Origin of the sequence: Streptomyces sp. NPDC006643, assembly GCF_042870175.1 — a bacterium.
Lineage (GTDB): Bacteria > Actinomycetota > Actinomycetes > Streptomycetales > Streptomycetaceae > Streptomyces.
The window spans coordinates 79,014-104,841 of record NZ_JBIAHA010000023.1 but is presented as its reverse complement, the minus strand read 5'-3'; the positions used below and the strand labels follow the sequence as shown (position 1 = coordinate 104,841).

At 70.9% G+C, this 25,828-nt stretch carries 19 protein-coding genes; 10 read left to right on the top strand and 9 right to left on the bottom strand.

All coding sequences use genetic code 11. The features are described from left to right. Positions 1-54 precede the first annotated feature (54 nt). The 5 genes from ACFYNU_RS28790 (at position 55) to ACFYNU_RS28770 (ending at position 7,083) form a co-directional block, all read left to right on the top strand. Positions 55-1,491 carry an ABC transporter permease gene (locus ACFYNU_RS28790; RefSeq protein ID WP_356590935.1) on the top strand — a complete coding sequence of 479 codons (1,437 nt, stop codon included), beginning with the start codon at positions 55-57 and terminating at the stop codon, positions 1,489-1,491. Between the two features lie 76 nt (positions 1,492-1,567). Further along, positions 1,568-2,248 carry an ABC transporter ATP-binding protein gene (locus ACFYNU_RS28785; RefSeq protein ID WP_356590937.1) on the top strand — a complete coding sequence of 227 codons (681 nt, stop codon included), beginning with the start codon at positions 1,568-1,570 and terminating at the stop codon, positions 2,246-2,248. A 378-nt stretch (positions 2,249-2,626) separates the two neighbouring features. Next, the gene (locus ACFYNU_RS28780; RefSeq protein ID WP_356590939.1) at positions 2,627-4,108 is read left to right on the top strand and encodes an MFS transporter; all 1,482 of its coding nucleotides are present in this window, start codon (positions 2,627-2,629) and stop codon (positions 4,106-4,108) included. Between the two features lie 104 nt (positions 4,109-4,212). Continuing rightward, complete coding sequence (locus tag ACFYNU_RS28775) at positions 4,213-5,685, top strand: DUF2252 domain-containing protein (RefSeq protein ID WP_356590941.1); 1,473 nt, start codon at positions 4,213-4,215, stop codon at positions 5,683-5,685. Positions 5,686-5,796: 111 nt separating this feature from the next. Continuing rightward, positions 5,797-7,083, top strand: a complete 1,287-nt coding sequence (locus ACFYNU_RS28770) for a methyltransferase domain-containing protein (protein ID WP_356590943.1) — start codon at positions 5,797-5,799, stop codon at positions 7,081-7,083. 21 nt (positions 7,084-7,104) lie between these two features. Here the strand turns inward: ACFYNU_RS28770 and eno are convergent, their stop codons facing one another. Then, positions 7,105-8,412, bottom strand: coding sequence for a phosphopyruvate hydratase (eno, locus tag ACFYNU_RS28765; RefSeq protein ID WP_356590945.1), 1,308 nt, complete (start codon positions 8,410-8,412; stop codon positions 7,105-7,107). Positions 8,413-8,496: 84 nt separating this feature from the next. On the opposite strand from eno, the gene ACFYNU_RS28760 reads away from it, so the two are divergent. Beyond that, entirely contained in the window at positions 8,497-9,360 is an 864-nt protein-coding gene (locus tag ACFYNU_RS28760; RefSeq protein WP_356590947.1) for a winged helix-turn-helix transcriptional regulator, read from the top strand. Here ACFYNU_RS28760 and ACFYNU_RS28755 read toward each other — a convergent pair whose 3' ends face one another. Next, complete coding sequence (locus ACFYNU_RS28755; protein ID WP_356590949.1) at positions 9,361-12,102, bottom strand: molybdopterin-dependent oxidoreductase; 2,742 nt, start codon at positions 12,100-12,102, stop codon at positions 9,361-9,363. Next, positions 12,099-12,932: an FAD binding domain-containing protein gene (locus ACFYNU_RS28750; protein WP_356590951.1), complete on the bottom strand. Its 834-nt coding sequence runs from the start codon at positions 12,930-12,932 to the stop codon at positions 12,099-12,101. Before ACFYNU_RS28750 ends, ACFYNU_RS28755 begins: the two co-directional genes overlap by 4 nt. 185 nt (positions 12,933-13,117) lie before the next feature. Here ACFYNU_RS28750 and ACFYNU_RS28745 point away from each other — a divergent pair, with 185 nt between their 5' ends. Next, on the top strand, positions 13,118-14,689 hold the full coding sequence (locus ACFYNU_RS28745) for a helix-turn-helix domain-containing protein (protein ID WP_356590953.1): 1,572 nt from the start codon (positions 13,118-13,120) through the stop codon (positions 14,687-14,689). 311 nt (positions 14,690-15,000) lie between these two features. Beyond that, positions 15,001-15,582, top strand: coding sequence for a TMEM165/GDT1 family protein (locus ACFYNU_RS28740; RefSeq protein ID WP_356590955.1), 582 nt, complete (start codon positions 15,001-15,003; stop codon positions 15,580-15,582). 117 nt (positions 15,583-15,699) lie between these two features. On the opposite strand, the gene ACFYNU_RS28735 is transcribed toward ACFYNU_RS28740, so the two are convergent. From ACFYNU_RS28735 to ACFYNU_RS28710, 6 genes are all read right to left on the bottom strand, one after another. Then, the gene (locus ACFYNU_RS28735) at positions 15,700-18,246 is read right to left on the bottom strand and encodes a sensor histidine kinase KdpD (RefSeq protein ID WP_356590957.1); all 2,547 of its coding nucleotides are present in this window, start codon (positions 18,244-18,246) and stop codon (positions 15,700-15,702) included. Positions 18,247-18,250: 4 nt separating this feature from the next. Next, entirely contained in the window at positions 18,251-18,916 is a 666-nt protein-coding gene (locus ACFYNU_RS28730) for a potassium-transporting ATPase subunit C (RefSeq protein ID WP_388767597.1), read from the bottom strand. 5 nt (positions 18,917-18,921) lie between these two features. After that, positions 18,922-21,021: a potassium-transporting ATPase subunit KdpB gene (gene kdpB / locus ACFYNU_RS28725; RefSeq protein ID WP_388767595.1), complete on the bottom strand. Its 2,100-nt coding sequence runs from the start codon at positions 21,019-21,021 to the stop codon at positions 18,922-18,924. After that, positions 21,018-22,682: a potassium-transporting ATPase subunit KdpA gene (gene kdpA / locus ACFYNU_RS28720; RefSeq protein WP_388767593.1), complete on the bottom strand. Its 1,665-nt coding sequence runs from the start codon at positions 22,680-22,682 to the stop codon at positions 21,018-21,020. The genes kdpB and kdpA overlap by 4 nt, the downstream gene beginning before the upstream one ends. A gap of 6 nt (positions 22,683-22,688) precedes the next feature. Next, complete coding sequence (gene kdpF, locus ACFYNU_RS28715) at positions 22,689-22,778, bottom strand: K(+)-transporting ATPase subunit F (RefSeq protein WP_023537980.1); 90 nt, start codon at positions 22,776-22,778, stop codon at positions 22,689-22,691. A 225-nt stretch (positions 22,779-23,003) separates the two neighbouring features. Beyond that, positions 23,004-23,681 carry a TetR/AcrR family transcriptional regulator C-terminal domain-containing protein gene (locus tag ACFYNU_RS28710; protein ID WP_356596603.1) on the bottom strand — a complete coding sequence of 226 codons (678 nt, stop codon included), beginning with the start codon at positions 23,679-23,681 and terminating at the stop codon, positions 23,004-23,006. A 116-nt stretch (positions 23,682-23,797) separates the two neighbouring features. Between ACFYNU_RS28710 and ACFYNU_RS28705 the strand changes: the two genes are divergently transcribed. Next, positions 23,798-25,216 carry a serine hydrolase domain-containing protein gene (locus tag ACFYNU_RS28705; protein WP_356596601.1) on the top strand — a complete coding sequence of 473 codons (1,419 nt, stop codon included), beginning with the start codon at positions 23,798-23,800 and terminating at the stop codon, positions 25,214-25,216. 9 nt (positions 25,217-25,225) lie between these two features. Beyond that, entirely contained in the window at positions 25,226-25,768 is a 543-nt protein-coding gene (locus ACFYNU_RS28700; protein WP_356596599.1) for a DUF1707 domain-containing protein, read from the top strand. The last annotated feature ends 60 nt before the right edge of the window (positions 25,769-25,828 follow it).

Below are 25,828 nucleotides of genomic sequence, written 5' to 3'. Positions count from 1 at the left end.
TCCTCTTACCTTGCTCATACGCTGCCATCACGCGCCGTACATATTTTCCACGCCATGTTCTTCACCTACCTCCGGCGCGAACTGCGCCGCCGCCGCAAGGCCGCGCTCGTCGTCGCCTCGGGGCTCGCACTCGGTATCGCACTGGTCATCGTCGTCAACTCCGCCTCCGCGGGGATGCAGCAGGCCCAGGGAAAGGTGCTGGAGTCCCTCTACGGACTCGGCACCGACATGACCGTCACCAAGGCCGCCCCGCCGCCCTCCGAGGGCGGCCGTGAACGGCCCCGCTTCAACTTCGACGCGCAGGACGGCGACGAGACACAGAGCAGCGACATCGTGATGCCGCAGGGCTTCGAGACCCTCGCGTCCAGCACCGTCGGCGAGGTCGCCGAACAGAGCGGGGTGGCGGGCGCCGTCGGCGGCCTCAGCCTCTCGGTGCTCAAGGTCGACGGGGAGTTCAAGCCCGGCGAGTTCGCCCCCAGGGAGGAAGGCGCGAACGGCGGTGGCGCGGGCGGCCCGCAGGGTGAAGTACGCGGCGGCGGAGCCAACTTCGACGTCAACTCCTACACCGTCTACGGCACTGACACCGCCCACCAGGACCTCGGCCCGCTGACCTCCTCCAAGATCACCGACGGCCGCGCGTTCAGGACGGCCGAGACCGACGCCGAGGTGGCCGTCGTCGACTCGGCCTACGCGAAGCAGAAGAAGTACAAGGTCGGCACCGACGTCACGATCAAGGGAACGAAGTTCGAGATCGTCGGCATAGCCACCGCCGACAGCGGTGACGCGTCGGCCAATCTCTACATCCCCCTCAAGCAGGCGCAGACCCTGTCCGACTCCAAGGACAAGGTCACCACCGTCTACGTCAAGGCCGACGACTCGCAGCAGATCACCGCCGTCAAGTCGGCCGTCCAGAAGAACATCCCGGGCACCACCGTCACCACCTCCGCCGACCTCGCCGACAAGGTCTCCGGCTCCCTCTCCACGGCGTCCGACCTCGCCACCAGCGTCGGCACCTGGCTGTCGATCGCCGTCCTCGTCGCCGCGTTCGTCGTCGCGGGTCTGCTCACCATGTCGGCCGTCACCCGCCGCGTACAGGAATTCGGCACGCTCAAGGCCCTCGGCTGGAAGAGCGGCCGGGTCACCCGGCAGGTCGTCGGCGAGGCGATGGTCAACGGTCTGGTCGGCGGCGCGCTCGGCATCGCCGTCGGCCTGGCCGGCGCGTACGTGCTGACCGCCGTCAGCCCCTCCCTGACCGCCGAGATCGGCGCCGCGGCGGCCGGCCCCGGTGGCGGCGGCATGATGCGGGCCGGCGGCGCCGGCGGACAGGCCGCCGACAAGGCGATCGAGATCGCCCTCACCGCGCCCGTCTCCGCCGCCACCATCGCCCTGGCCGTCGCCCTCGCGGTGACCGGCGGCCTGATCGCCGGCGCCTTCGGCGGCTGGCGCGCCTCCCGCCTCCGCCCCGCCGACGCGCTGCGCCGCGTCGAGTAACCCCGGGGCACGCCTGTGAACCACCCGAACCACCCCCGAACTCATCGCAGTGTCACAGCAGTCCAGGAGTCGCACCATGTATGAACTCAGCGGCGTCACCAAGCGGTACCGCAGAGGAAAGGAGACCGTCGACGCGCTCGCCGGCGTCGATCTGACCATCGGGCAGGGCGACCGGCTCGTCATCAAAGGCCCCACCGGCGGCGGCAAGTCCACCCTCCTCCAGATGCTCGGCGGCCTCGACCGGCCCACGGCGGGCAGCGTCCTGCTCGACGGCACCGACCTCGCCCGGCTCGGCGAGGCCAAACTCACCGCCGTACGCGGCCGGTCCATCGGCTTTGTCTTCCAGAGCTTCAACCTCATCCCCACCCTCTCCGCGCTGGAGAACGTCGAGACGGCCCTCGTCCCGCTCGGCACCAAGGCCCCGGAGCGCCGCGAGCGCGCCGCCGAGGCCCTGCGCTCCGTCGGGCTCGGCGAGCGCATGGGGCACGTGCCCTCCGAGATGTCCGGCGGTCAGCAGCAGCGCGTCGCCATCGCGCGGGCGCTCGTCAAACAGCCCAAGGTGCTGCTCGCCGACGAACCCACCGGCAACCTCGACGAGTCCATGCGCGACGAGATCATGGAACTGCTCGAAGGGCTCTGGAAGGAGCACGGGCTGACCTTCGTGATGGTCACCCACGACAGCGCCATCGCCCGCCGCGCGACGCGCCTGGCGACCATCAGACGCGGAAAGCTCACCCTCACCGAGCGCCCGGAGTAGGCGGGGGACGGCCGGAACACGGCCCCGGGAGGTCCTGGACGGCGACTCGGCGCGGGCTCATGTCGTCGCCCAGGGCCTCCGCGATCCCGGCGGCGCGTGCGAGGCCGGCGGGCGGGCCCGGCCCGGCCGCCGCCGGGCCGGACGGCACCGAGGTCATCGCGCCCATGTGGCGGACGTGTCCCCGCCCCACCGGAGGCGTGTACCGGCTGGGGGTATGCGGTGGGTCCGGTCGTGCGGACAGAGGTCTCGGTCATGGGGCGGGCGTGTCAGGCCGGAGTGCGCGGCGTACGACCGTACGCTGAGCCGGTCCGCGGACCCTCCCCGCCGCGCGCTCCCCCACTTCCCCCGCGTCCCCCCACGCCGGCCCCGGAGGCGTTCTTGCCGTCCCGCTCACCTTCGCCGAATCTCTTCACCCGGCTCCCGCTGGCCGGGAGCTACCCGGCGGCCGTCACCCTGGCGCTGCTCGCGCTGAGCCCGTATCTGATCCTCACCACCGCCACCGCCCTGATGGAACCGCAGATCATGCGGAGCATCGACGCCACGGCGTACGAGGTCCAGCTCAGCAGCGGCATGTCGAACGCCGCTTACGCCTTCGGCGCCGTCGCCTGCGCCGACATCGTGCAGCGGGTGGCGCGCCGCCGCGTCTATCTCGTCTGCGAGTGCGGATTCGTCCTCAGCACGGTGCTCGCGCTCAGCGCGCAGAACATCGGCATGTACGCGGCCGGGGTGGTGCTCCAGGGGCTGTTCACCGGCATGCTGCTGGTCGCCGCGCTGCCGCCGCTGATCATCGGGCACCCCATCGACAAGCTCCAGACGACGGCCGCGGTCGTCAGCCTCGGACTGTTCGGGATGGTGGCCTTCGGGCCGCTGGTGGGCGGGCTCGTCGGGTCGTTCGGCGGCTGGCGGCCACTGTTCGCGGGCATCGGCACCCTGGCGCTGATCGGACTCGTCGTCGGATCGCTGACGTTCGAGGGCAACGCCCCGCCGGACCGCCGCGCGAAGTTCGACTGGTCCGCGATCCCGCTGGCGTTCGGCACGACGGCGCTGCCGTTCTTCGGTGTCTCCTGGCTGACGCGCGGCGACTTCAGCGACCCCGAGTTCTACGTACCGGTCGTCGTCGGGCTCGTCTGCGGGGTGTTCCTGGTGGGCGGGCAGTACCGGAAGGAGCGTCCGCTGATGCCGGTGCGGCCCATCAGCAACACCCTGCCGGTCGTCGGCACCCTCAACGCGATGCTGGTCGGGGCGTGCTTCACCACCCTGCTGGAGCTGATCGAGGTCTACTACACCAGGGAGGCGGTGTTCTCCGCCGTACGGATCGGGGCGCTCGTCACACCCCAGATCCTCGGCGTGCTGATCGCCGCCCTGCTGTTCCGCCAGCTGATGTCGACCCGCTGGACGCCGTATCTGGCCCTGTGCGGGACGGTCAGCGTCGCCATCGGCGCCGCCGTCCTGCTGGCCGCCTCCACGTCGAACGCGTCCACGACCGTCCCCGTCGCCTCCTTCTTCCTCGGCTTCGGCGCGGGCGCGGGCGTGACGCCGGGACTCTTCCTGGCCGGTTTCTCCGTCCCCGCCGCACAGATCGGCCCGACGTTCGCGCTGGTCGAACTGTTGCGCTCGGAGGCGGCGTTCCTGATCGGACCCGTCCTGCTGCACTTCGCGCTCGTCCAGGGACTCGCCGACGGATTCCACCAGGCGGTGGGGATCACGCTGGGGATCACCGTGGTCGGCGCGGTGGGCCTGGTGACCCTCTATCTCCTCGGCGGGGCCCGGCCGGAGGCCCCGGACCTGGTGTCCTGGCACGCGGGCACCTCGACGGGTTACCACTCACCGGCGCTGCTGGCCGCGGTCCGCAAGTCCTGACCCGGCCGGCGGGTACGCCGTGCCGGGCCCGGCCGACGTGCGGGGGGCCGGGCGCGGCCGGATAGTGGAGGGGAGGGGGCGGCTCTCGGGGTGGAGGCGCATCGATGACCAGGCGCGGCAGAAACCCCGGCGGGAAGCCCGGCGGGAACCCCGGCGAACGAGCGGCCACCGGCGCACGACGGCGCCGTCCGACGTATCTGACCCCCGCGCAGCGGGCCGAGCGCGGCAAGGCGGCGCGCAAGGTCGCCCCGCGGTCGAGCCACGCGGTGTTCGAGGCCGCCGCCGGCCGGCCCGACCCGGTGTCGGTCGTCGACGCGCAGTCGCAGACGCGGGTCGCGGAGCTGGTGCCCATCCGGTACGGGCGGATGACCGAGTCGCCCTTCCGCTTCTACCGGGGCGCCGCCGCGATCATGGCCGGTGATCTGGCGGCCACCCCGGTCTCCGGCATCAGGGCCCAGCTCTGCGGGGACGCGCATCTGATGAACTTCCGGCTCCTCGGCTCGCCCGAGCGCCGGCTGGTCTTCGACATCAACGACTTCGACGAGACACTGCCGGGCCCCTGGGAGTGGGACGTCAAACGGCTCGCCGCGAGTCTGGTGATCGCCGGGCGGGAGAACGGCTTCTCCGCCAAGGAACGGTCCGTGATCGTCACCGCGGCCGTACGGTCCTACCGCGAGCGGATGCGCGAATTCGCCGGGATGGGCAATCTCGACGTCTGGTACACCCGGGCCGACATGGAGGAACTCCGGCCGCTGGCCGACCGGCAGCTCGGCGGGAGGGGCCGGCAGCGGCTGTCGAAGTCGATGACGAAGGCCCGCGGACGCGACAGCCTCCAGGCGTACGAGAAGCTGACCCTCTCGCGCGACGGCGAGCGCCGCTTCGCGGCCGATCCGCCGCTGGTGGTGCCGATCGACGACCTGCTGCGGGGCGTGCGGCACGACAGGTTCGTCGCCGAACTCCACAAACTGGTCGACCGGTACGGCCGGAGCCTGTCCACCGAGCGCAGGCAACTGCTCCGGCAGTACCGCGTGGTCGACATCGCCCGCAAGGTCGTCGGCGTGGGCAGCGTGGGCACCCGCTGCTGGATCCTGCTCCTGCTGGGCAAGGACGACACGGATCCGCTGATCCTCCAGGCGAAGGAGGCGGACCACTCGGTGCTGGCCGAGCACGCGGGCGCGAGTGACTACAACAACCAGGGCCACCGCGTCGTCGCCGGGCAGCGGCTCATGCAGGCGGTCGGTGACGTCTTTCTGGGATGGGACCGGGTACGGGGGCTGGACGGACGCCAACGGGACTTCTACGTACGGCAGTTGCACGACTGGAAGGGCATCCTCGAACCGCAGGACATGATCCCCAACGGGATGCGTGTCTTCGCCGAACTGTGCGGCGCCACGCTCGCCCGCGCCCACGCCCGCTCGGGGGACCGGATCGCCATCGCCGCCTATCTGGGCGGCGGCACCGTGTTCGACAACGCGCTGGCCGACTTCGCGGAGAGCTACGCCGACCAGAACGAACGCGACCACGCCGCCCTCGTCGCGGCCGTGAAATCGGGCCGGGTGACGGCCGAGACGGACTGACCGACCCCCGCGAGCATGGCCCGCACCTGCGGCCCGATACGCCGTATCCGCATCGGATGTACTGTCGAATGTCGGCGTTGACGGCTGCATCTGCGGACAGGGGGCGGGGCGGTGGCTGTTCTGGTGGTGGAGCACGTACCGGGGGAGGGGCCGTACGCGATCGGCGCCGCGCTCGACGCGGCCGGGCTGCGGACACGGCTGTGCCGGGTGTGGGCGGGCGACGCGCTGCCCGAAAGCCTCGTCGGGATCGAGGCGTTGGTCGTGATGGGCGGCCCGATGGCCGCACACAGCGACGCCGGATTCCCCACGCGGGGCGCCGAACTCGCTCTGCTGCGTGCCGCGTTGGCCGCCGAGGTGCCGGTGCTGGGGGTGTGTCTGGGCGCCCAGCTGCTGGCGGTCGCGGCCGGCGGCTCGGCCCGTACGGGCCCGGAACTCCAGGTGGGCTGGGGCGACGTACGCACCGGCCCGCCGGCCGCCACGGACCCGCTGCTGGCCGGGGCGCCCGAGCGGCTCGGGGTGCTGCACTGGCACGGCGACACCATGGACCTGCCGGACGGCGCGGTCCTGCTCGCGTCGTGCGACCGCTACCCGGTACAGGCGTTCCGGGTCGGCGGTGCGGCCTGGGGGCTCCAGTTCCATCTGGAGGCGGACGGGTCGACCGTGGACACCTTCGTGGCCGCGTTCCCGGCGGACGCCGCCACCGTTCCCGGACTGCGGGACGCCACCTCGGCCGCACTGGCGGCCCTGGCCCCGCACCGGGACCGGGTACTCGGGCGCTTCGCCGCACTGGTCGCCGACCGGGCGGCGCACACCGCGAGCCGTACGTTCTTCACCCCCAGGGCCGCCCGCTGGGAGGCGCGTTTCGCCGCCGACACCCCGGCGTACGCGTCGGCCGTGGCCCGTATGGGGCTGCGTCCCGGGCAGACCGCGCTGGACCTGGGCTGCGGCACCGGACGCGTCCTGCCCGCGCTGCGCGCGGAGGTGGGGGACAAGGGCACGGTGCTCGGTGTGGACGTCACCCCCGCCATGCTCGCGGCGGCGGCCCGCGAGGGACGCGACGGCGATCTGGCGCACCTGCTGGTCGCCGACTGCCTGCGTCTGCCGCTGCCGTCGGACACCGTCGACGGTGTCTTCTCCGCCGGACTGCTCGATCATCTCGCCGAACCGGCCGCCGCGCTGCGCGAATGGGCCCGCGTCGTCAGACCGGGCGGCACGCTGGTGCTCTTCCACCCCTCCGGCCGCGCGGAACGCGCCGCCCGCCACGGCCGCCCCCTGAGCCCGGCCGACCCCCTGGCCGAGCCGAACCTGCTTCCGATGCTCACGGCCGCCGGCTGGCACCCGGAGGAGTACGACGACGCCCGCGCCCACTTCCTGACACGCGCCGTCCGAACCGGCTGACGCGGGCGGCCGGTTGGCGGATCACGCCGCCGACTTTCCGGACAGGCCCTGGCGCAGACCGAGCGCGTCGCGTCCCGCGTAGCGCGCCTGGGCGCCCAACTCCTCCTCGATGCGGATGAGTTGGTTGTACTTGGCGGTGCGGTCCGAGCGGGAGAGCGAGCCGGTCTTGATCTGGCCGCAGCCCGTGGCCACGGCCAGGTCGGCGATCGTGGTGTCCTCGGTCTCGCCCGAGCGGTGCGACATCACCACGGTCCAGCCGGCCCGGTGGGCGGTGGTGACGGTGGCCAAGGTCTCGGTGAGCGTGCCGATCTGATTGAGCTTCACCAGGATCGAGTTGGAGATGCCGTCCCGGATGCCCTCGCGCAGCAGCGTCTCGTTTGTGCAGAACACGTCGTCGCCGGTGAGCTGGCAGCGGTCCCCGAGCCGCGCCACGAGCGTCTGCCAGCCCTCGCGGTCGTCCTCGGCCATCGGGTCCTCGATGGAGGCGACGGGGTAGCGGTCGACGAGCGAGGCCAGATGGCCGACGTGCTCGGCGCGGTCGCGGCGTACGCCTTCGCCCGCGTAGTCGTAGACCCCGTCGCGGTAGAACTCGGACGTGGCGGGATCCATCACGACGGTGATGTCCGTGCCGGGCTTGTAGCCGGTGCGCTCCACGGCCCCTACGACGAAGTCCAGCGCCTCCTCGGCGGTACGCAGCTCCGGGGCGAATCCGCCTTCGTCCCCCACGCCGGTGCTGTGTCCGGCGGCGACGAGGTCGCGGCGCAGGGTGTGGAAGACCTCGGAGCCCATCCGTACGGCTTCGGCGAAGGTGGCCGCGCCGATCGGCGCGATCATGAACTCCTGGAAGTCGAGCGCGTTGTCCGCGTGCGCACCGCCGTTGATGATGTTCATCATCGGCACCGGCAGCAGGCGCGCGTCCACCCCGCCGACGTAGCGGTAGAGCGGGAGCCGGTGGGCGCTCGCGGCGGCCTTGGCGGTGGCGAGGGAGACGCCCAGGATCGCGTTCGCGCCGAGTCTCGCCTTGTCGGGGGTGCCGTCCAGTTCGACCAGTGTCGCGTCCACGCCGGCCTGGTCCTCGGCCTCAAGGCTGACGACGGCGTCCGCGATGACCTCGTTGACGGCGTCGACGGCCCGCCGTACGCCTTTTCCGTGGAAGCGGGCCGGATCCTCGTCGCGCAGTTCCACGGCCTCGCGGGCGCCGGTGGAGGCGCCCGAGGGTACGGCGGCGCGTCCGGTGGAGCCGTCGGCCAGTTCGACGTCGACCTCGACGGTCGGGTTGCCCCGGCTGTCGATGATCTCCCGGGCGACGACGCGGGTGATGGTGGTCATGGTGCCGCTCCTCATGGAGTGAGTTCCTGAGTAAGTTCCAGCAGAGAACAAAATGAGTTCCGAAAGGGAACGTACTATGGCGGCATGAAGATGCACAACGCCGACGAGAACTGCGGGATCGCCCAGGCCGCGGTCGTCACCGGCGACTGGTGGAACGTGCTGGTGCTGCGCGAGATCGCGCGCGGGCACGTCCGCTTCGACGCGCTCGCCACCGAACTCGGCCTCTCCCGGAAGGTCCTGACGGAGCGTCTGGGACGGCTCGTCGCACGCGGCGTACTGCGCCGCAGCCTCTACCAGCGGCGCCCCGTCCGCTACGAGTACCTGCTCACCGACTCCGGACTGGACCTGCTGCCGCTGCTCGTGGCCATGCAGGACTGGGGCGACCGCTGGATGCTCGGTGACGGCAGCACGGCCGCGACAACGGCGGAGGACAGCGCCGAGCACTCCCGGGTCCACGCCCTCGCCGGCACGCCGCTGCCCCCGGATCTCGAACTGACCGGCCACGACGGCACGGACCGCGCCGTCGCCGCCCCCGACGCCGCCGCGACCGTGCTGTTCACCTATCCGGGCACCGGTGTGGACTGGGGCGACGACCCGATTCCGGGCGCCCCCGGCTGCACCCTGGAGAACCGCCTCTTCCGCGACGCCTGGCCCGACTTCCGGCGCGCCCGTGTGGCCGTCCACGGTGTCAGCACCCAACTCCCCTACGAGCAGGCGGACTTCGCCCACGCGGAGTCACTGCCGTACCCGTTGCTCTCCGACGCCCGGCTGCGCCTCGCCGCGGCCCTGCGCCTGCCGACCTTCCGGGGCGCGGGCCGGCTCCGGCTCAAACGGCTCGTCCTGGTCGTCGACGCCGAACGGACCGTACGGCACACGCTGTTCCCCGTGCACGACATCCCGGGCGCGGTCGACCAGGCGCTGCGCCTGGCCGCCGAGGCGGCACGGTGATCAGCCCCCTACCCCCTGCGTCCCCTCCGCCGCCGCGTCCAGCGCCAGCCACACCCGGTCGCGGGTCAGCGGCAGTCGGGTGAAGCGCAGTCCCGTCGCGTCGCGCAGCGCGTTCGCGAAGGCCGGGGCCACCGGGTTGAAGGGACTCTCGCTCATCGACTTCGCCCCCAGCGGACCGATCGCGTCCCTGGTCTCCATGAAGTGCACCTCGGTACGCGGGACGTCCGCGTACTGGGGGAGCCGGTACTGCCGGAACGCGGCCGTCTCCACCCGCCCGAGGCCGTCCACCCGTACCTGCTCGAAGAGCGTCGCCCCGAGGGCCTGGGCCACCCCGCCCTCGATCTGGCCCCGGCACTGGAGCGGATTCATCACCTTTCCCGCGTCGGCGGCGTGGACGCTGCGCAGGATACGGATCTCGCCCGTCCCCGGGTCGACGGCGAGACGGAACCACTGGGCGTTGAAGGCGACCGAGCGCGGAGTGCCGCCGAAGTGGCCGTCCGCCACGAACTCGACACCCAACTCCCGCCCCGTCGCGTGGAGTTCCTTCAGCGGGAGCAGCCCGCCCGGATGGCGGACCGCCTCGTCGGTCAGCACACAGTCCGCCCGCGCGGCACCCGTCCGCGATGCGGCGAAGTCGAGCAGCGCGTCCGCGAGGGCCCGGCAGGCCCGCAGGGTGGCCTTGCCCGCCACCACCGTGCCCGTGGACGCGAACGCGCCCGTGTCATGGCGTACGACATCGGTGTCGGACTGGCGGACGGTGATCCGGTCCACGGTCGTGGCGAGTTCCCCGGCCGCGATCTGCTGGTGCACGGTCGTGGTGCCGTTGCCGAACTCCGCCGTGCCGACGGCCAGTTCGAACGTCCCGTCCGGCAGCAGCGCCGCGCGGGCGTCGGCGATGTGCCCGCCGGGCGGCCCCGTCGCGATCATCGCCAGCGCCGCGCCCTCACCGACCAGCCAGCCCGCCGGCCCCGGCTCGGCCGGCTCGGCCCGCGCCGCCCGGACGATGGCCAGACAACTGTCCAGGCCGTACGAGGCGATGTGCAGATCCTCCTCCTCACCGCCCGGCGTGAGCATCGCCTCACCGGGCCCGATGATGTTCCGCTCCTTGAACTCCAGCGGATCCAGGCCCAGTCGGCGGGCCAGCTCGTCCAGCGCGGACTCCATCGCGAACATCACCTGCCCCAGCCCGTAGCCCCGGAAGGCCCCGGCCGGGACGGTGTGGGTGTAGACGGAGAACGCGTCGACCTTCTTGTGCGGCGCGCGGTAGACGGCCAGCGACTCGCCGACGCTGTGGAACATCACGGCCGGCCCGTGATTCCCGTACGCCCCGGTGTCGGCCACCACCCGCAGCTGAAGCGCGGTGAGCGTCCCGTCCCGCCGGGCCCCGGCCTTGACGCGGACCGTGAACGGATGCCGCGTGGTGGCCCCGTGGAACTGCTCGGCGCGCGTGAACTCCAGCTTCACCGGCCGCCGCAGCCGCAGCACCGCCAGCGCCACGATGTCCTCCACCAGCATCTCCTGCTTGCCGCCGAACCCGCCGCCGACCCGGCCGGCGACGACCCGCACCCGCTCGCGCGACAGGTCGTACAGATCGCACAGCGCGATCCTGGTCAGGAACGGCGTCTGCGAACTGGTACGCACGGTCAGCCGGCCGTCCTCGTCGAACCAGGCCACCGCGCCATGGGTCTCCAGGCTCGCGTGCTGCACCCGCTGGGTGCGGAACGTCTCCTCGTACACCGCGTCGGCCTCGGCGAACCCCGCCTCCACATCGCCGATCTCGCCGTGCGTCTCACCCACGACGTTGGCGCCGGGGCGCGCGATCCGCGCGGTCGCCGCGTCCTTGGCGTGCACGACCGGCGCGCCCGGCCGCATCGCCTCCTCCGGGTCCAGGACCGCGGGCAGCACCTCGTACGTGATCCCGACCCGCCGGCAGCCCTCCTCGGCGGCGGCCTCGCTGTCCGCGACGACGGCCGCCACCCGCTGCCCGACATGGCGGACGGTGTCGTCCAGGACCCGGGTGTCCGCCGGGTCCTCCTCGGGGTGTTCGTGCCGGGCGGTGGAGAAAAGCCGTGCGGGCGCGTCGTGATGGGTCAGGACGGCGTGCACACCCGGTACGCGCAGCGCGGCCGAGGTGTCGACGGCGACGACACGGGCGTGGGCGTGCGGGGAGCGCAACAGCTTCATGTGCAGCAGACCGGGCACGTCGATGTCGAAGGTGTAGCGGGCGGTCCCGGTGACGACCTGCGGCCCCGCCGGGGCGGGCAGGCTGCGGCCGACCGCCTCACCGGCGGACGGCGCCTCGGTGTGGCACACGCCCCGTACGGCGTCCTCGATGGCGCGGTAACCGGTGCAGCGGCACAGATTGCCCTTGAACGCCCGTGGCAGATCGGCGAGTTGGTCCTCGTCCAGCGCGGCGGTGGTCATCAGGAACCCGGCGGTGCAGAAGCCGCACTGAAAACCCTGCGCGTCGAGGAACCGCCGCTGTACGGGGTGGAGTTCGCCGTCGTCGGAGGCCAGCCCCTCCACCGTGGTGACCGTCCGGCCGTCCGCGCGCACCGCCGGATACAGACAGCTGTGCACGGGCTCGCCGTCCACATGGACGGTGCAGGCCCCGCAGTCACCGGCGTCGCAGCCCTTCTTCACCCCGAACCAGCCGCGCTCGCGCAGATACGTCCGCAGACACTGGCCCGGCCGTGGCTCGGCGTCCGACGCCCGGCCGTTCACCTCGATCCCGAAGCTCACAGATCCTGGCCCTTCTCGAGCGGATTCAGTTCGCGGCGGATCTCCTCCGCCAGCCGGAAAGTCATGTGCCGTCGCCAGGCGGGCAGTCCGTGGATGTCGTCGAACCACTCGTGGTCGGCGACCGCCCCTTCGATTGCCGCCCGCAGGCCCGCCGCCGTGGGCGGCAGCGGGAACCACAGCCGCACCGGCCGCACCGTCGACGCGGTGATCGTCACGGTGAGGGAGTGGTCGACCGGATCGAGCGCCCCGATCACCAGCGCGCCCGAGCGGCCGAGCCCGTACAACGACACCTGCCGGAAGGCCGTACGGCAGGCCGTCGCGCGAGCGGGCAGGGTCACCGAACGCAGCAACTCGCCCTCGGCGAGGACGTTCTGGCCGGCGCCCGTGACGAAGTCGGCGACCGGGACCCGGCGCAGCGCACCGCCCTGCGAACGCAGCAGACACTCCCCGCCGAGCGCGGCCGTCAGCGAGATCATCGGGCCGGCGGGCAGGGCGTTGCACAGGTTCCCGCCGACCGTGGCCATGTTCCAGATCTTGAACGAGGCGAGAAAAGCCCGGCAGCACTGCTCGAACAGCGGCGCCGCCTCCGCGCGCACACCGGCCGCGAACCGAGACAACCGCGCGACGGTGCACGTCGCCGCGATCTCCAGCGAACCGTCCGGACGCCGCACCACCGGCTCCCAGCCCATCCGGCTCAGATCCACCAACCGCCGTAGCCGCGGCTGCGGTTCGGAGAAGAGATACGTGCCACCCCCCAGCCACGCGTCGCCGGTCCGCCAGGGCCCGGCCCGCCGGGCGTCCCGTACCTCCACCACCGTGTTCAGGTCCATGCCGTCAGTGAAGCAACGCGAACCCGCCCGGGACGACTGGTTCACCACACGGAAACACCGATGATCCAGGACGATGCGCTGGAGGATCAACCAAGAGCCGTACCGCCCGCTTCGTCTTGCATTTACCATGCGATCACCCGTACTCACCTGGTGAATGCGGGACGCGCAAGAGGAGCCGGAAACCCATGCACATCGCACACCTCCTGGGAGACGAGTCCCTGGGCCTGCGCCCGCTGTGGTGCGAGGACACGATGCTGGGGCGGGAGATCAGCGGAGTGACCGCGACCGACCTGGAGGACCCGGCACGCTTCGTCCGGCCCGGCGAGCTGGTGCTCAGCGGCCTGGTCTGGTGGACCCCCGACGACGGCCCGGCCAAGGCGGAACGCTTCGTCTCCGCGCTGCGTACGGCCGGCGCCGCCGCGCTGCTGGCGGGTGAGGAGACACACGGCGGGGTGCCCGACGACCTCGTCCACGCGTGCCGCCGGCACGCCATCCCGGTGGCGGCGGTCCCCGCCCACGTCATGTTCCGGACGATCACCGACTCGGTCTATCTGCGGCAGTGGGGCGGTCTGAGCCGCCAGCACGCCCTGCCCGAACTCACCCGTGAGCGACTCAGCCGCCTGCTGGCCCAGGGCGCGAGCCCCGCCGCCCTGCTGGACGCGGCGTTCGCGCACCTCGACCGGCCGGCCGCGTACCTGCTCACGGCCGCCGGCCGCACCGTCGCCGCGACGGCGGACGCCGCCGCGCTCCCGCCCCGCGAGGCCGCCCGGCTGCCGGTGGACGGCACGGGCGTCACGGTGCCGGTGGAGGTCGACGGGGCGGAGCCGTACGGGCGCCTGCGCCTGTATCTGCCCGAGCCCGGCGGCGCCCCGCCCCGGATGCTCCAGGAGATCGCGGCGGTCCTGGGCACCTGGCAGCGGTCGGGGAGGAGCCACCGGGCCGCCGCGTACGAGGCGGCGAACACCCTCGGCACCCTGCTCACCGGTACCGGGACCGGTACCGATACCGATAGCGGCACCGGCACCGGCGCCGACAGCTTCGCGCTGCGGGCCGCCCTGCTGGCCTGCGGGCTCCCGCCGCGGGGCCCGTACGAGGTGATCGCGGCGGCACCCGACGGAGCGGCGCTGTCGGAGGCCGTGGCCCAACTGCGGCCCGGCGGCGCGGCCGTGGGCCAGCTGCCCGACGGGACGGCGTTCGCGGTCCTGCCGACCGACTCGCCCGCAGAGTCGCCCGCCGGGTCGTCCTCGGAGTCGCCCGCCGAACCCGTCGCCCAGCCCCTCGCCGCGATCTGGCCACTGATCGCCGCCTGCGACGCCTCCCGCCCCCTGCACGCCGGCACCGGCCCCCGCGCCGACCGCCCCGAGGACCTCAACGGGGCGCTGTCCCAGGCCCGTTACGCCCTGGCCTCCGGCCGTAACGCCGCCCCCGGCGCCTCGTCCGTCACCGACGCGGCGGCCTTCACCGGGCTCGCGGCGCTGCTGACCGGGATACCCGAAGAGGTCCGCGCCGCGTACAGCCACACCGTCCTCGGCCCCCTCCTCGACGCCGGCAACGCCTCGTCCGTGGCGCTGCTCCAGACCCTGGAGACCTTCCTCGCCCGCGACGGATCATGGGCACGCGCGGCCGAGGAACTGCATCTGCACGTCAACACCGTCCACTACCGGGTCCGGCGGATCGAGCACATCACCGGCCGCGACCTCTCACGCCTGGACGACCGCCTCGATCTGCGGGCGGCGCTGCTGTGTCTCGGACGGTGACGCCCCCCGCACCTTGAGTCGCTTCCGGGGCGTTGATCCCGGCGCACAGGGGTGGCCGCCCCGGCTGTTAGGCTGGTCAGCAGCGAAGGGGAGTAGTCCCGAGAACCGCTGGTCGACACACTGGACGCCCTTGGGCGTCCCGGCCACCGGGCCACCGCGAAAGCTGCGGGGCGGACGAGACCTTCGGCCAAGGCATGATCCGGTCCGCGCTTGTGCGGGGGCCGTCCATCGTGCCGGGTCGAACGGTTCCTCCCGTCGCCTTCCCGGGTGTCGTACGAGCTGTCGGCCCGGCCCCGGCAGAGAGCAAGAGAATGACCTTCGACCCCCTGGCGATGCTCACCGCCTTCGGGCTGATCTTCCTCGCGGAACTCCCCGACAAGACCATGTTCGCCTCACTGGCCATGGGCACCCGGATGCGACCGCTCTACGTGTGGTTCGGCACATCCACCGCCTTCGTCGTGCACGTCGCCATCGCCGTCGGCGCCGGCAGTCTGCTCAGCATGCTCCCCGAGATGGCGGTCAAGCTGGTCTCCGCCGCCCTGTTCGCGTTCGGCGCCTTCGTTCTGCTGCGCAGCGGTGGCGACGAGGACGAGGACGGCGGGGGCAAGACCGTCACCGGATTCTGGCCCGTCTACACCACCGCCTTCATGGCCGTCTTCATCAGCGAATGGGGCGACCTCACCCAGATCACCACCGCCAACCTGGCCGCCAGCAACGGCTGGCTGCCCACCGCGATCGGCTCGGCCCTCGCGCTGATGTCGGTCTCCGCCCTCGCCCTGCTGGCCGGCCGTTTCATCGCCCAGCGGGTTCCTCTGAAGACGGTCCAGCGCATCGGCGCGGCGTGCATGGCCGGACTCGCCATCTGGACGCTCGCCGAGGCGTTCACCCTCTAGCCCTCTCTGGCACCCTCCGACACCCGCGCCGACCGTGGCGGGCGTGGCGGGCGTGGCGGCGTACTCGCCGCGCCGCCCGCCACGGTGCCGGTGCCCCTGCCAAGAGCGGTCCGGTGGTCAGGAAGTCGCCATGGGCGGCAGGTCCGGGCGCGTCGGCGGGTGGCCGGCGGCGGGGCGCAGCGTGAGCACCGTCGTGAAGCCGCCGCCCGGGGTGTCCTCCGCGGTGAGGGTGCCACCCATCGCCTCCGCGAAGCCCCGGGCGACCGCGAGACCGAGCCCCACTCCAGCACCGCGCGGCGCGTCCCCGTACCGCTGGAAAGGAGCGAAGATCCGGTCCTTCGCGTCGTCCGGGACGCCGGGGCCCCGGTCCACCACACGTACCTCGACCCGGTCGGCGATCGCGCTGGCGGAGACGAGCACCGGCGCGTTGTCGGGGCTGTACTTGACGGCGTTCTCGACGATGTTGGCCACGGCGCGCTCCAGCAGCCCCGGATCGACGGCGACCATCGGCACGTCCTCCGGGATGTCGAGGACGACACTGCCCTGCGGCACCCCGCCGAGAGCCATCGGGACGACCTCGTCCAGATCGATCTCGCGGATCAGCGTGGTCACCGTGCCGGTCTGGAGGCGGGACATGTCGAGGAGGTTGCCGATCAGATTGTCCAGGCGGTCGGCGCCGTCCTCGATGCCCGCGAGGAGTTCGGCGTGGTCCTCGTCGGACCATTCGACGTCGTCCGAGCGGAGCGAGGTCACCGCGGCCTTGATACCGGCCAGCGGGGTGCGCAGGTCGTGGCTGACGGCGGCGAGCAGAGCGGTACGGATCCGGTTGCCCTCGGCCAGTTCACGAGCCTGCCCGGCCTCGCCGACCAGGCGCTGGCGGTCGAGGACGACGGCGGCCTGGGCGGCGAACGCGGAGAGCACCCGGCGGTCCTCGGCGGGCAGCACCCGGCCGGACAGGGCAAGTGCCATGTGGTCGCCGACGGGCATGTCGACGTCCGCGTCCTCGGGCCGTTCGACCAGTTCCCCCGCCCCCACACTGCCCGCGCGGGTCCACGGAGCGATGTCGCTCTCGCGCTCCAGCAGCACCACCGATTCCATGGCGAAGGTCTCGCGTACGCGTTCCAGCAGGGCGTCCAGGGTGGTCTCGCCGCGCAGCACACTGCCCGCCAGGAAGGACAGGATCTCGGACTCGGCACGGAGTCTCGCCGCCTGATGGGTGCGCCGGGCCGCGATGTCGACCACGGACGCCACCGAGACCGCGACCGCGAAGAAGATCATGATCGCGACGATGTTCTGCGGATCGGCGATCGTGAACTCGTGCAGCGGCGGCGTGAAGTAGTAGTTCAGCAGCAGCGAGCCGAACGCCGCCGAGGCGAGCGCCGGGACCAGACCGCCCAGCAGGGCCGCGGCCACCGTCAGCGTCAGAAAGAGCAGCATGTCGTTGGCCAGCCCGACGTCCGGGGCCAGACCGTCCAGCAGCAGCGTCAGCAGCACCGGTCCCACGACGCCCGTGAGCCAGCCCCCGACGATCCGCGCCCGGCCCAGTCGCGCGCCGCGCGCCACCGGCAGCCCCCGGCCCCTGGCGACCTCCCCGTGCGTGACGATATGGACGTCGAGATCGGGACCGGAGTCCCGGGTGACCGTCTGACCGACCCCGGGGCCGAAGGCGTACTGCCAGGTCTTACGGCGGCTTGAACCGAGCACGACCTGCGTGGCGTTGACGCCGCGCGCGAACTCCAGCAGCGCCGAGGGCACGTCGTCGCCGATGACATGGTGGAAGGTGCCGCCGAGGTCTTCCACGAGGGTGCGCTGGAGGGTCAGTTCCTTGGGCGAGACCGAGGTGAGGCCGTCACTGCGGGCGATGTACACGGCCAGCACCTCACCGCCGGCCCCCTTCTCCGCCAGCCGGACGGCACGCCGGATGAGCGTACGGCCCTCCGGTCCGCCGGTGAGACCGACGACGATCCGCTCACGGGCCTGCCAGGTGGAGCGGATGTTGTGCTCGCCCCGGTACTGCTGGAGGTACTCGTCCACCCGGTCCGCGGTCCAGAGCAGCGCCAACTCGCGCAGCGCGGTGAGGTTCCCGGGGCGGAAGTAGTTGGACAGAGCCGCGTCGAGCTTGTCGGGCTGATAGATGTTCCCGTGCGCCATACGGCGCCGCAGCGCCTGCGGATCCATGTCGACCAGCTCGATCTGATCGGCGCGCCGCACCACCTCGTCGGGGACGGTCTCCCGCTGCCGTACGCCCGTTATCGACTCGACGACATCGCCGAGCGACTCCAGATGCTGGATGTTGACGGTGGAGATGACGTCGATGCCCGCCCGGAGCAACTCCTCGACGTCCTGCCAGCGTTTGGAGTTCCGGGAGCCCGGCACGTTGGTGTGCGCGAGTTCGTCCACGAGGGCGACGGCCGGACGCCGCGCCAGAACGGCGTCCACGTCCATCTCCGTGAAGACGCTGCCGCGGTACGGGATCTCCAGCCGCCGGATCTGCTCCAGACCGTGGAGCATCACCTCCGTACGGGGCCGGTTGTGGTGCTCCACAAAAGCGACGACACAGTCCGTGCCCCGCTCCACCCGGCGCTGCGCCTCGGCGAGCATCGCGTACGTCTTGCCGACGCCGGGCGCGGCGCCGAGATAGATCCGGAGCTTGCCACGTCTCATGGTGTCATCTCTGGGCGAGGGCCTTGAGTGCGATGTTCAACTTCAGGACGTTGACGTTTGGTTCGCCGATGAAGCCGAGGATGCGGCCGTCGGTGTGGTTGTCCACGAGTTTCTGGACGGCTGTGACATCGAGGTTGTTCAGCTTCGCGATGCGGTGGACCTGGATGTCGGCGTACTGGGGGGAGATGGCGGGGTCGAGGCCGGAGCCGGAGGAGGTCACCGCGTCGGGCGGGACATCCGAGGGTTTGACGGTGTAGCCGTCGACGGAGTTGTCCTTGATGACGGCTGCTTTGGCGTCCTTCACCCACTGGATCAGCTCGGCGTTGTCACCGGCTCTGTTGGTGGCTCCGGAGAGGATGAGCTGGTACTGGGTGTTGACGCTGTTGGTGCCGAGTCCGTTGGAGGGGCGGGGCTGGAACCACTTCAGGTCCGGGTCCGGCGTCTCCTGGCCGTCTTTGAGGGGCAGGTCGTAGCGCTGGCCGATGAGTTCGGAGCCGACGACTTTGCCGTTGGCGGTGATCTCGGAGCCGTTCGCCTGATGGTTGAACAGTCCCTGTCCGATGCCCATGACGGCGAGGGGGTAGATGACCCCGCACAGGATGGTGAGGACGAGCAGGGCGCGGAGTCCGGCGGTGAGGAGGCGGGTGGAGGTGCCGAGGGTGGTGTTCATGGTCATCAGCCGATTCCGGGGATGAGAGAGATGAGGAGGTCGATGAGTTTGATGCCGGCGAAGGGGGCGATGAGGCCGCCGATGCCGTAGATGCCGAGGTTGCGGCGGAGCATCCGGTCGGCGCTCATGGGCCGGTAGCGCACCCCGCGCAGGGCCAGGGGGACGAGGGCGATGATGACCAGGGCGTTGAAGATGACGGCGGAGAGGATCGCGGACTCGGGTGAGGACAGGCTCATGATGTTGAGGGTGTCCAGGCCCGGATAGACGACGGCGAACATCGCGGGGATGATCGCGAAGTACTTCGCGACATCGTTGGCGATGGAGAACGTCGTCAACGCGCCCCGGGTGATGAGGAGTTGTTTCCCGATCTCGACGATCTCGATGAGTTTCGTCGGGTTGGAGTCCAGATCGACCATGTTCCCGGCCTCTTTGGCGGCGGAGGTGCCGGTGTTCATCGCCACCCCGACATCGGCCTGGGCGAGTGCGGGGGCGTCGTTGGTGCCGTCGCCGGTCATCGCGACGAGCTTCCCGCCGGCCTGCTCACGGCGGATGAGGGCCATCTTGTCCTCGGGAGTGGCCTCGGCGAGGAAGTCGTCCACCCCGGCCTCCTGGGCGATGGCCCGCGCCGTCAGCGGATTGTCACCCGTGATCATCACCGTCTTGATCCCCATCCGGCGCAGCTCCTCGAACCGCTCCCGCATGCCCTCCTTCACCACATCCTTCAGATGAATCACCCCCAGCACCCGGGCGCCGTGCCCGTCCTCCACCGCCACCAGCAGCGGCGTCCCGCCGTCCTCGGAGATACGGTCCGTCAACATGTGCGCGTCCGGAGCCACCTGACCGCCGCGTTCGGTGACCCAGGTGATGACCGAACCGGCCGCGCCCTTGCGGATCTTGCGGCTGTCGACATCGACGCCCGACATGCGGGTCTGCGCGGTGAACGGCACCCACTCCGCCTGGCCCAGCTCACCCTGCCTGCGTTCCCGCAGCCCGTACTTCTCCTTCGCGAGTACGACGATGGAACGGCCCTCGGGCGTCTCGTCGGCGAGGGAGGAGAGCTGGGCGGCGTCGGCGAGTTGGGTCTCGGTCACGCCTTCCACGGGGAGGAGTTCGGCGGCTTGGCGGTTGCCGAGGGTGATGGTGCCGGTCTTGTCCAGGAGGAGTGTCGAGACGTCGCCCGCGGCTTCCACCGCGCGGCCGGACATGGCCAGGACGTTGCGCTGGACGAGGCGGTCCATGCCGGCGATTCCGATCGCGGACAGCAGTGCCCCGATCGTGGTCGGGATCAGACAGACCAGCAGCGCGGTCAGGACGATCATGGACTGCTGGGCGCCGGCGTAGATCGCGAACGGCTGGAGGGTGACCACGGCCAGCAGGAACACGATCGTCAGCGACGCGAGGAGAATGTTCAGCGCGATCTCGTTGGGTGTCTTCTGCCGGGCCGCGCCCTCGACGAGTGCGATCATCCGGTCGATGAACGTCTCGCCGGGCTTCGTCGTGATCTTGATGACGATACGGTCGGACAGGACCTTCGTCCCGCCGGTGACCGCGCTGCGGTCCCCGCCCGACTCCCGGATCACCGGCGCCGATTCACCCGTGATCGCCGACTCGTCCACCGACGCGACGCCCTCCACCACATCCCCGTCACCCGGGATCACATCCCCCGCCTCACAGACCACGAGGTCGCCGATCCGCAGATCGGTCCCAGGAACACGCTCCTCTTGTACGGGCTCCGCGTTCCGCCCGGTCAGGCGTCGTGCGACCGAGTCGGTCTTCGCCTTGCGCAGGGTGTCGGCCTGGGCTTTGCCGCGGCCTTCGGCGACCGCCTCGGCGAGGTTCGCGAAGATCGTCGTCAGCCACAGCCAGGCGGTGATCGCCCAGCCGAACCACTCACCCGGCTCCGTGAGCGCCAGCACCGTCGTCAGCACCGAGCCGGTCTCGACCACGAACATCACCGGTGACTTGACCATCACCCGCGGATCGAGCTTCCTCAGCGCATCCGGAAACGACCTCACCAACTGCCGGGGGTCGAACAGCCCGCCCCCGACCCGCCCGTCGGATTGGTGGCGTGCGGGCGCATCGCTGTGTTTGATGGCGGTGGTCATGAGGCGAGTCCTTCGGCGAGCGGTCCCAGCGCGAGTGCGGGGAAGTAGGTCAGACCGGCGACGATCATGATCGTGCCGACGAGGAGACCGCTGAACAGCGGTTTGTCGGTGCGCAGGGTGCCCGCGGTCTCCGGGACCGGTTTCTGCTCGGCCAGGGACCCGGCCAGCGCCAGCACGAACACCATCGGCAGGAACCGCCCCAGGAGCATCGCGATCCCGATCGTGGTGTTGAACCACTGCGTGTCCGCGTTCAGCCCGGCGAACGCCGAACCGTTGTTGTTCGCCCCCGACGTATACGCGTACAGAATCTCCGAGAAGCCGTGCGCACCGCTGTTCGTCATCGAATGCGCGGGCGTGTCCAGCGCCATCGCGACCGCGGTGAAACACAGCACCAGAGCGGGGGTGATGAGGATGTAACACGCGGCGAACTTGATCTGCCTCGTGCCGATCTTCTTCCCCAGATACTCCGGTGTCCGCCCCACCATCAGCCCGGCGAGGAACACCGCGATCACCGCCATGATGAGGATTCCGTAGAGCCCCGATCCCACACCGCCCGGCGCGATCTCGCCCAGCTGCATTCCCAGCATCGCGATCCCGCCGCCGAAACCGGTGTACGACGACAGGAACGAATTCACCGCGCCCGTCGAGGTGAGTGTCGTCGCGACCGAGAAAATGGAGGAGGCGCCGATACCGAACCGGGTCTCCTTGCCCTCCAGCGCACCCCCGGCGATGTCGAACGCCGGCCCGCCGTGGTGGAACTCGGTCCACATCATCAGCCCGGTGAACACCACCCAGATCGTCACCATCGCCGCGAGGATCGCGTATCCCTGCTTCACACTCCCCACCATCCGGCCGAACGTCCGCGTCAGCGACAGCGGAATCAGCAGGATCAGGAAAACCTGGAGAAGGTTCGACAGCCCGTTCGGATTCTCAAACGGGTGGGCGGAGTTGGCGTTGAAGTACCCGCCGCCGTTCGTGCCCAGCTCCTTGATCGCCTCCTGCGACGCGACCGCACCGCCGTTCCACTCCTGCACCCCGCCCGGGAACTGGCCCACCGGATGGATCCCGGCGAAGTTCTGAATCGCCCCGCACGCCACCAGGAGCACCGCTCCGACCAGCGCGACCGGGAGCAGGATCCGTACCGTGCCGCGTACCAGGTCCGCCCAGAAGTTCCCCAGCTCACCCGTACGGGAGCGGGCGAAACCCCGTACCAGCGCGACCGCGACCGCCATGCCCACCGCCGCCGACAGGAAGTTCTGCACCGCCAGCCCGCCGGTCTGCACCACATGGCCCATGGCCTGCTCGCCGTAGTACGACTGCCAGTTGGTGTTCGACACGAACGACGCGGCGGTGTTGAACGCCTGGTCCGGATCGATCGACGCGAAACCCAGAGAACCAGGCAGACTGCCCTGGACCCTTTGCATCAGATACAGGAACAGGACACTCACCAGCGAGAAGCCGAGAACACCGCGCAGATACGCGGGCCACCGCATCTCCGTGGCGGGATCGGCACCCACAGCCCGGTAGATCCATTTCTCGACCCGCAAATGCTTCGGGGAGGAATAGACACCGGCCATGTAATCACCGAGCGGACGGTATGCCAGCGCCAGCGCCACCATCAGCGCGAGCAACTGAAGCACACCGGCAAGAACCGGGCTCATCAGGACTCAGAACCTCTCCGGGAACACAAGAGCGAGGACCAGATATCCCAGCAGAGCGACGGCGACGACGAGACCCACAACGTTTTCCACGGTCATAGCTTCGCCACCCCCCTGGCAACGAGAGCCACCAACGCGAACAACGCGATCGTGGTGACGACGAAGGCCACGTCGGCCATCGTGAACTCCTGAAAGAGATCGACAATCAAGGACCTCTAGAGGAGAACCCGTGTTCGGGGGAATCTGAGTCTTGCTGACGCTTCCCTTACGCCCGAGGCTGTCGCTTTGACGGTTTCCATACAGTCCCCGTCACCGGCCCGGCCGTCAGGAGGCCGCGAGGCGTGCCTCGAAGCCGTCGAGGATGGCCTGGAGGCCGAACGCGAAGCTGTCGTCGGGCGCCGCCGCGTACTCGGCCGCTGCGGCGGTGTCGAGGCGTTCGCGCAGCAGCGGGAACTGCTTGGCGATCTCCGCGCCGCGCGCCAGGGTGTCGGTCAACTGCTGTTCGGCGTCTTCGCCGTTCTTCCGTAGCCGCCGGGTCAGTGAGACCTGCGAGGCCGGCCCGAGGGCGCTGCCGAGCACGTGGACGAAGACGGTGGCCGCTGCCCGGTCCGCGTCGGCGGGGGCGAAGCCCGCTTTCTCGTAGATGGCGAGGCTGTGGTTGTCGTTGCCGGATTTGCCGGCGCCGTACAGGAGATGGCTGCCGAAGGCCTGCACGTACCAGGGGTGCCGCGTCAGCATCGCGTGCATACCGGTGGCCTGGGCGGTGGCCGCCGTGCGCCAGTCGGTCGAGTCGAGATCGACCGGCTCGACCTCGGCGTAGATCGCGTCACCGGCCAGCCGGACCAGGTCGTCCTTGGTCTTGACGTGCCAGTAGACCGCCGTGGCGGCCGAGTTGAGCCGCTGACCGAGGCTGCGCATGTTGAGGCCGTCCAGCCCCTCCTCGTCCAGCAGCTCGATCGCGGCGCGCACGATCCGGTCCGTGGTCAGCGTGTTCCGAGTCATGGCGGCAGCCTACTTGAACTAAGTTCACGCAACCCTTGCGAAGGGGCGGGGAAGCGTTCTAGTCTCCGACTTGTACTTAGTTCAAGAGGGATCGGGCCAAGGCGAAGGAGAAGCGGATGTCGCAGGAGACGCAGGTGCGGGAAGGGCTTCGGGGAGAGCTGCAAGAAGAGCTGTCGGAGTTCGTCGCGGCGCGAGCCGAGGAGTTCGGCGTCCCGGGCGTCGCCGTCGGAGTGCTGCTGGGCGGCCGGGAGATCTACGCCTCCCATGGCGTGACCAGCGTCGGCCACCCGCTGCCGGTGGACGAGAAGACGGTGTTCCATCTGGCGTCGGTGACGAAGACCTTCACGGCGACCGCGATGATGCGCCTGGTCGCCGAGGGAAAGGTGGACCTGGACGCACCGGTGCGCCGCTACGTCCCCGAGCTTCGGCTCACCGACGAGCGGGCGGCGGAGCAGATCACCGTGCTCAACCTGCTCAACCACACCGGGGGCCTCGACTGGAACCTCATCGACACCGGCGAGGGGGACAGCTCACTGCCCGGCTTCGTCGCGCGGATGTCCGAGCTGACGGTGATCGCGCCTCCCGGCACCCGCGCCTCGTACAGCCAGGCCGGATACAACCTGGCGGGGCGGATCATCGAGAAGGTCACCGGGCTGCCCTTCGAGCAGGCCGTGGCCTCACTGGTCCTGGAGCCGGTGGGTCTGTCGGACACCGTCTTCGGCCTGGACGACGTGATGGTCCGTAAGTTCGCCGTGGGACACAACCGGGGCGAGGATGGCGAACTGCGCGTCGCCCAGCCGTGGAAGGCGTTCCGGGAGGGCGCGCGCGGCGACAACCCCGGCGGCGGCGGCGCGTCCAGCGTGAGCGATCTGCTCCGCTGGGCCCGTTTCCAACTCGGCGACGGCGAGGGCGTGTTGCCCGCCGAGACGCTGCACAGCATGAAGGACGCGACGGTCGAGCTGCGCGCCAGCACACTCGGCGACGCCTTCGGGATCTGCTGGTTCCTGCGCGACGTGGACGGTGTCCGTACGGTCGGCCACGGCGGCTCGGGCAACGGCCAGTTCGCCGAACTGCTCCTCGTGCCCGAACATGACTTCGCCGTCGTCTCGCTCTCCAACGGTGGCCCGGACGGCTACCCCCTCAACCAGTCCGTCGTGCGATGGGCCCTCGCGCACTGCCTCGGCGTCGTCGACCGCGCCCCGGAGCCCGTCCCGTACGAGGAGGAGCGGGCCCGCGAGGTCGTCGGCCGCTACGAGGGCGACGCCATGGTCCTCGACATCGCCACGGACGGATCCCGGCTCACCCTCGCGGTCGGGATCAAGCCCGAGATCCGCGCGGCGTCGGACGCCGACATGCCGCCGGACTACGGGCCGGCCGCCGTCGGCTTCCTGCCCGGCGACGGTGAGGAGTACATCATCACGGAGGGTGGACTGAAGGACCAGCGGGGCTACTTCAGCCGCGACGACAGCGGCGCGGTCGTGGGTGTCGACCTCGCGGGCCGGCTCTTCGGCCGGACCCCGACCGTCGCCCACTAGAGTGAGGCGGTGACCCCTCTGCCGGAGAACCCGCAGCGACAGATCAGCGAAGACGACCGTGACACGGCCGTACGGCGCCTTCAGGAGGCGTACGCCGAAGGGCACCTCTCCCACGAGGAGATGGACGCACACCTGCACACCGCGCTCACCGCCAAGACGCACGGCGAGCTGGCGCCCGTACTGGCCTCGCTCCCGGCGGAGAAGGCACCCACCACGTCCACGATCGCCGCACAGGGCGGCCGGATCAAACGGCACGGCGCGTGGCGGGTGCCCCGGAATCTGAAGGTCGAGTCCGCGTTCGGAAAGGTCGACCTGGACCTGTCCCGGGCGGTCGTCGAGCACCCGGTGGTCGACATCGAGCTGCAACTCGGCACCGGCCGGGCCAAGATCACGGTGCCGCGCGACGCGGTCGTCGACATCGAGAATCTGAACACCGGGTGGAAGGACACGCATTACAAGCCCCCGCGGCACGCCCGCCCCGGTGGCCCGACGATCCGGATCTCCGGAACGATGGGCTTCGGCCGGCTGACGATCCGCCACTCCGGCCGCTGAGCCGACGCGCCGCCCGTACCTGAAGCGCCGCCAGTACCCGGCGCGCCGCCCGTACCCGAC

Coding starts and splice junctions, on each gene's coding strand:
- ACFYNU_RS28730 (WP_388767597.1), bottom strand. CDS start 18,916: ATGAACACCACCCTCGGCACCTCCACCCGCCTCCTCACCGCCGGACTC.
- ACFYNU_RS28705 (WP_356596601.1), top strand. CDS start 23,798: ATGTCGCAGGAGACGCAGGTGCGGGAAGGGCTTCGGGGAGAGCTGCAA.
- ACFYNU_RS28750 (WP_356590951.1), bottom strand. CDS start 12,932: ATGGACCTGAACACGGTGGTGGAGGTACGGGACGCCCGGCGGGCCGGG.
- ACFYNU_RS28785 (WP_356590937.1), top strand. CDS start 1,568: ATGTATGAACTCAGCGGCGTCACCAAGCGGTACCGCAGAGGAAAGGAG.
- kdpF (WP_023537980.1), bottom strand. CDS start 22,778: ATGACCGTGGAAAACGTTGTGGGTCTCGTCGTCGCCGTCGCTCTGCTG.
- ACFYNU_RS28760 (WP_356590947.1), top strand. CDS start 8,497: ATGAAGATGCACAACGCCGACGAGAACTGCGGGATCGCCCAGGCCGCG.
- ACFYNU_RS28710 (WP_356596603.1), bottom strand. CDS start 23,681: ATGACTCGGAACACGCTGACCACGGACCGGATCGTGCGCGCCGCGATC.
- ACFYNU_RS28735 (WP_356590957.1), bottom strand. CDS start 18,246: ATGAGACGTGGCAAGCTCCGGATCTATCTCGGCGCCGCGCCCGGCGTC.
- kdpB (WP_388767595.1), bottom strand. CDS start 21,021: ATGACCACCGCCATCAAACACAGCGATGCGCCCGCACGCCACCAATCC.
- ACFYNU_RS28775 (WP_356590941.1), top strand. CDS start 4,213: ATGACCAGGCGCGGCAGAAACCCCGGCGGGAAGCCCGGCGGGAACCCC.
- ACFYNU_RS28740 (WP_356590955.1), top strand. CDS start 15,001: ATGACCTTCGACCCCCTGGCGATGCTCACCGCCTTCGGGCTGATCTTC.
- ACFYNU_RS28790 (WP_356590935.1), top strand. CDS start 55: ATGTTCTTCACCTACCTCCGGCGCGAACTGCGCCGCCGCCGCAAGGCC.
- eno (WP_356590945.1), bottom strand. CDS start 8,412: ATGACCACCATCACCCGCGTCGTCGCCCGGGAGATCATCGACAGCCGG.
- kdpA (WP_388767593.1), bottom strand. CDS start 22,682: ATGAGCCCGGTTCTTGCCGGTGTGCTTCAGTTGCTCGCGCTGATGGTG.
- ACFYNU_RS28745 (WP_356590953.1), top strand. CDS start 13,118: ATGCACATCGCACACCTCCTGGGAGACGAGTCCCTGGGCCTGCGCCCG.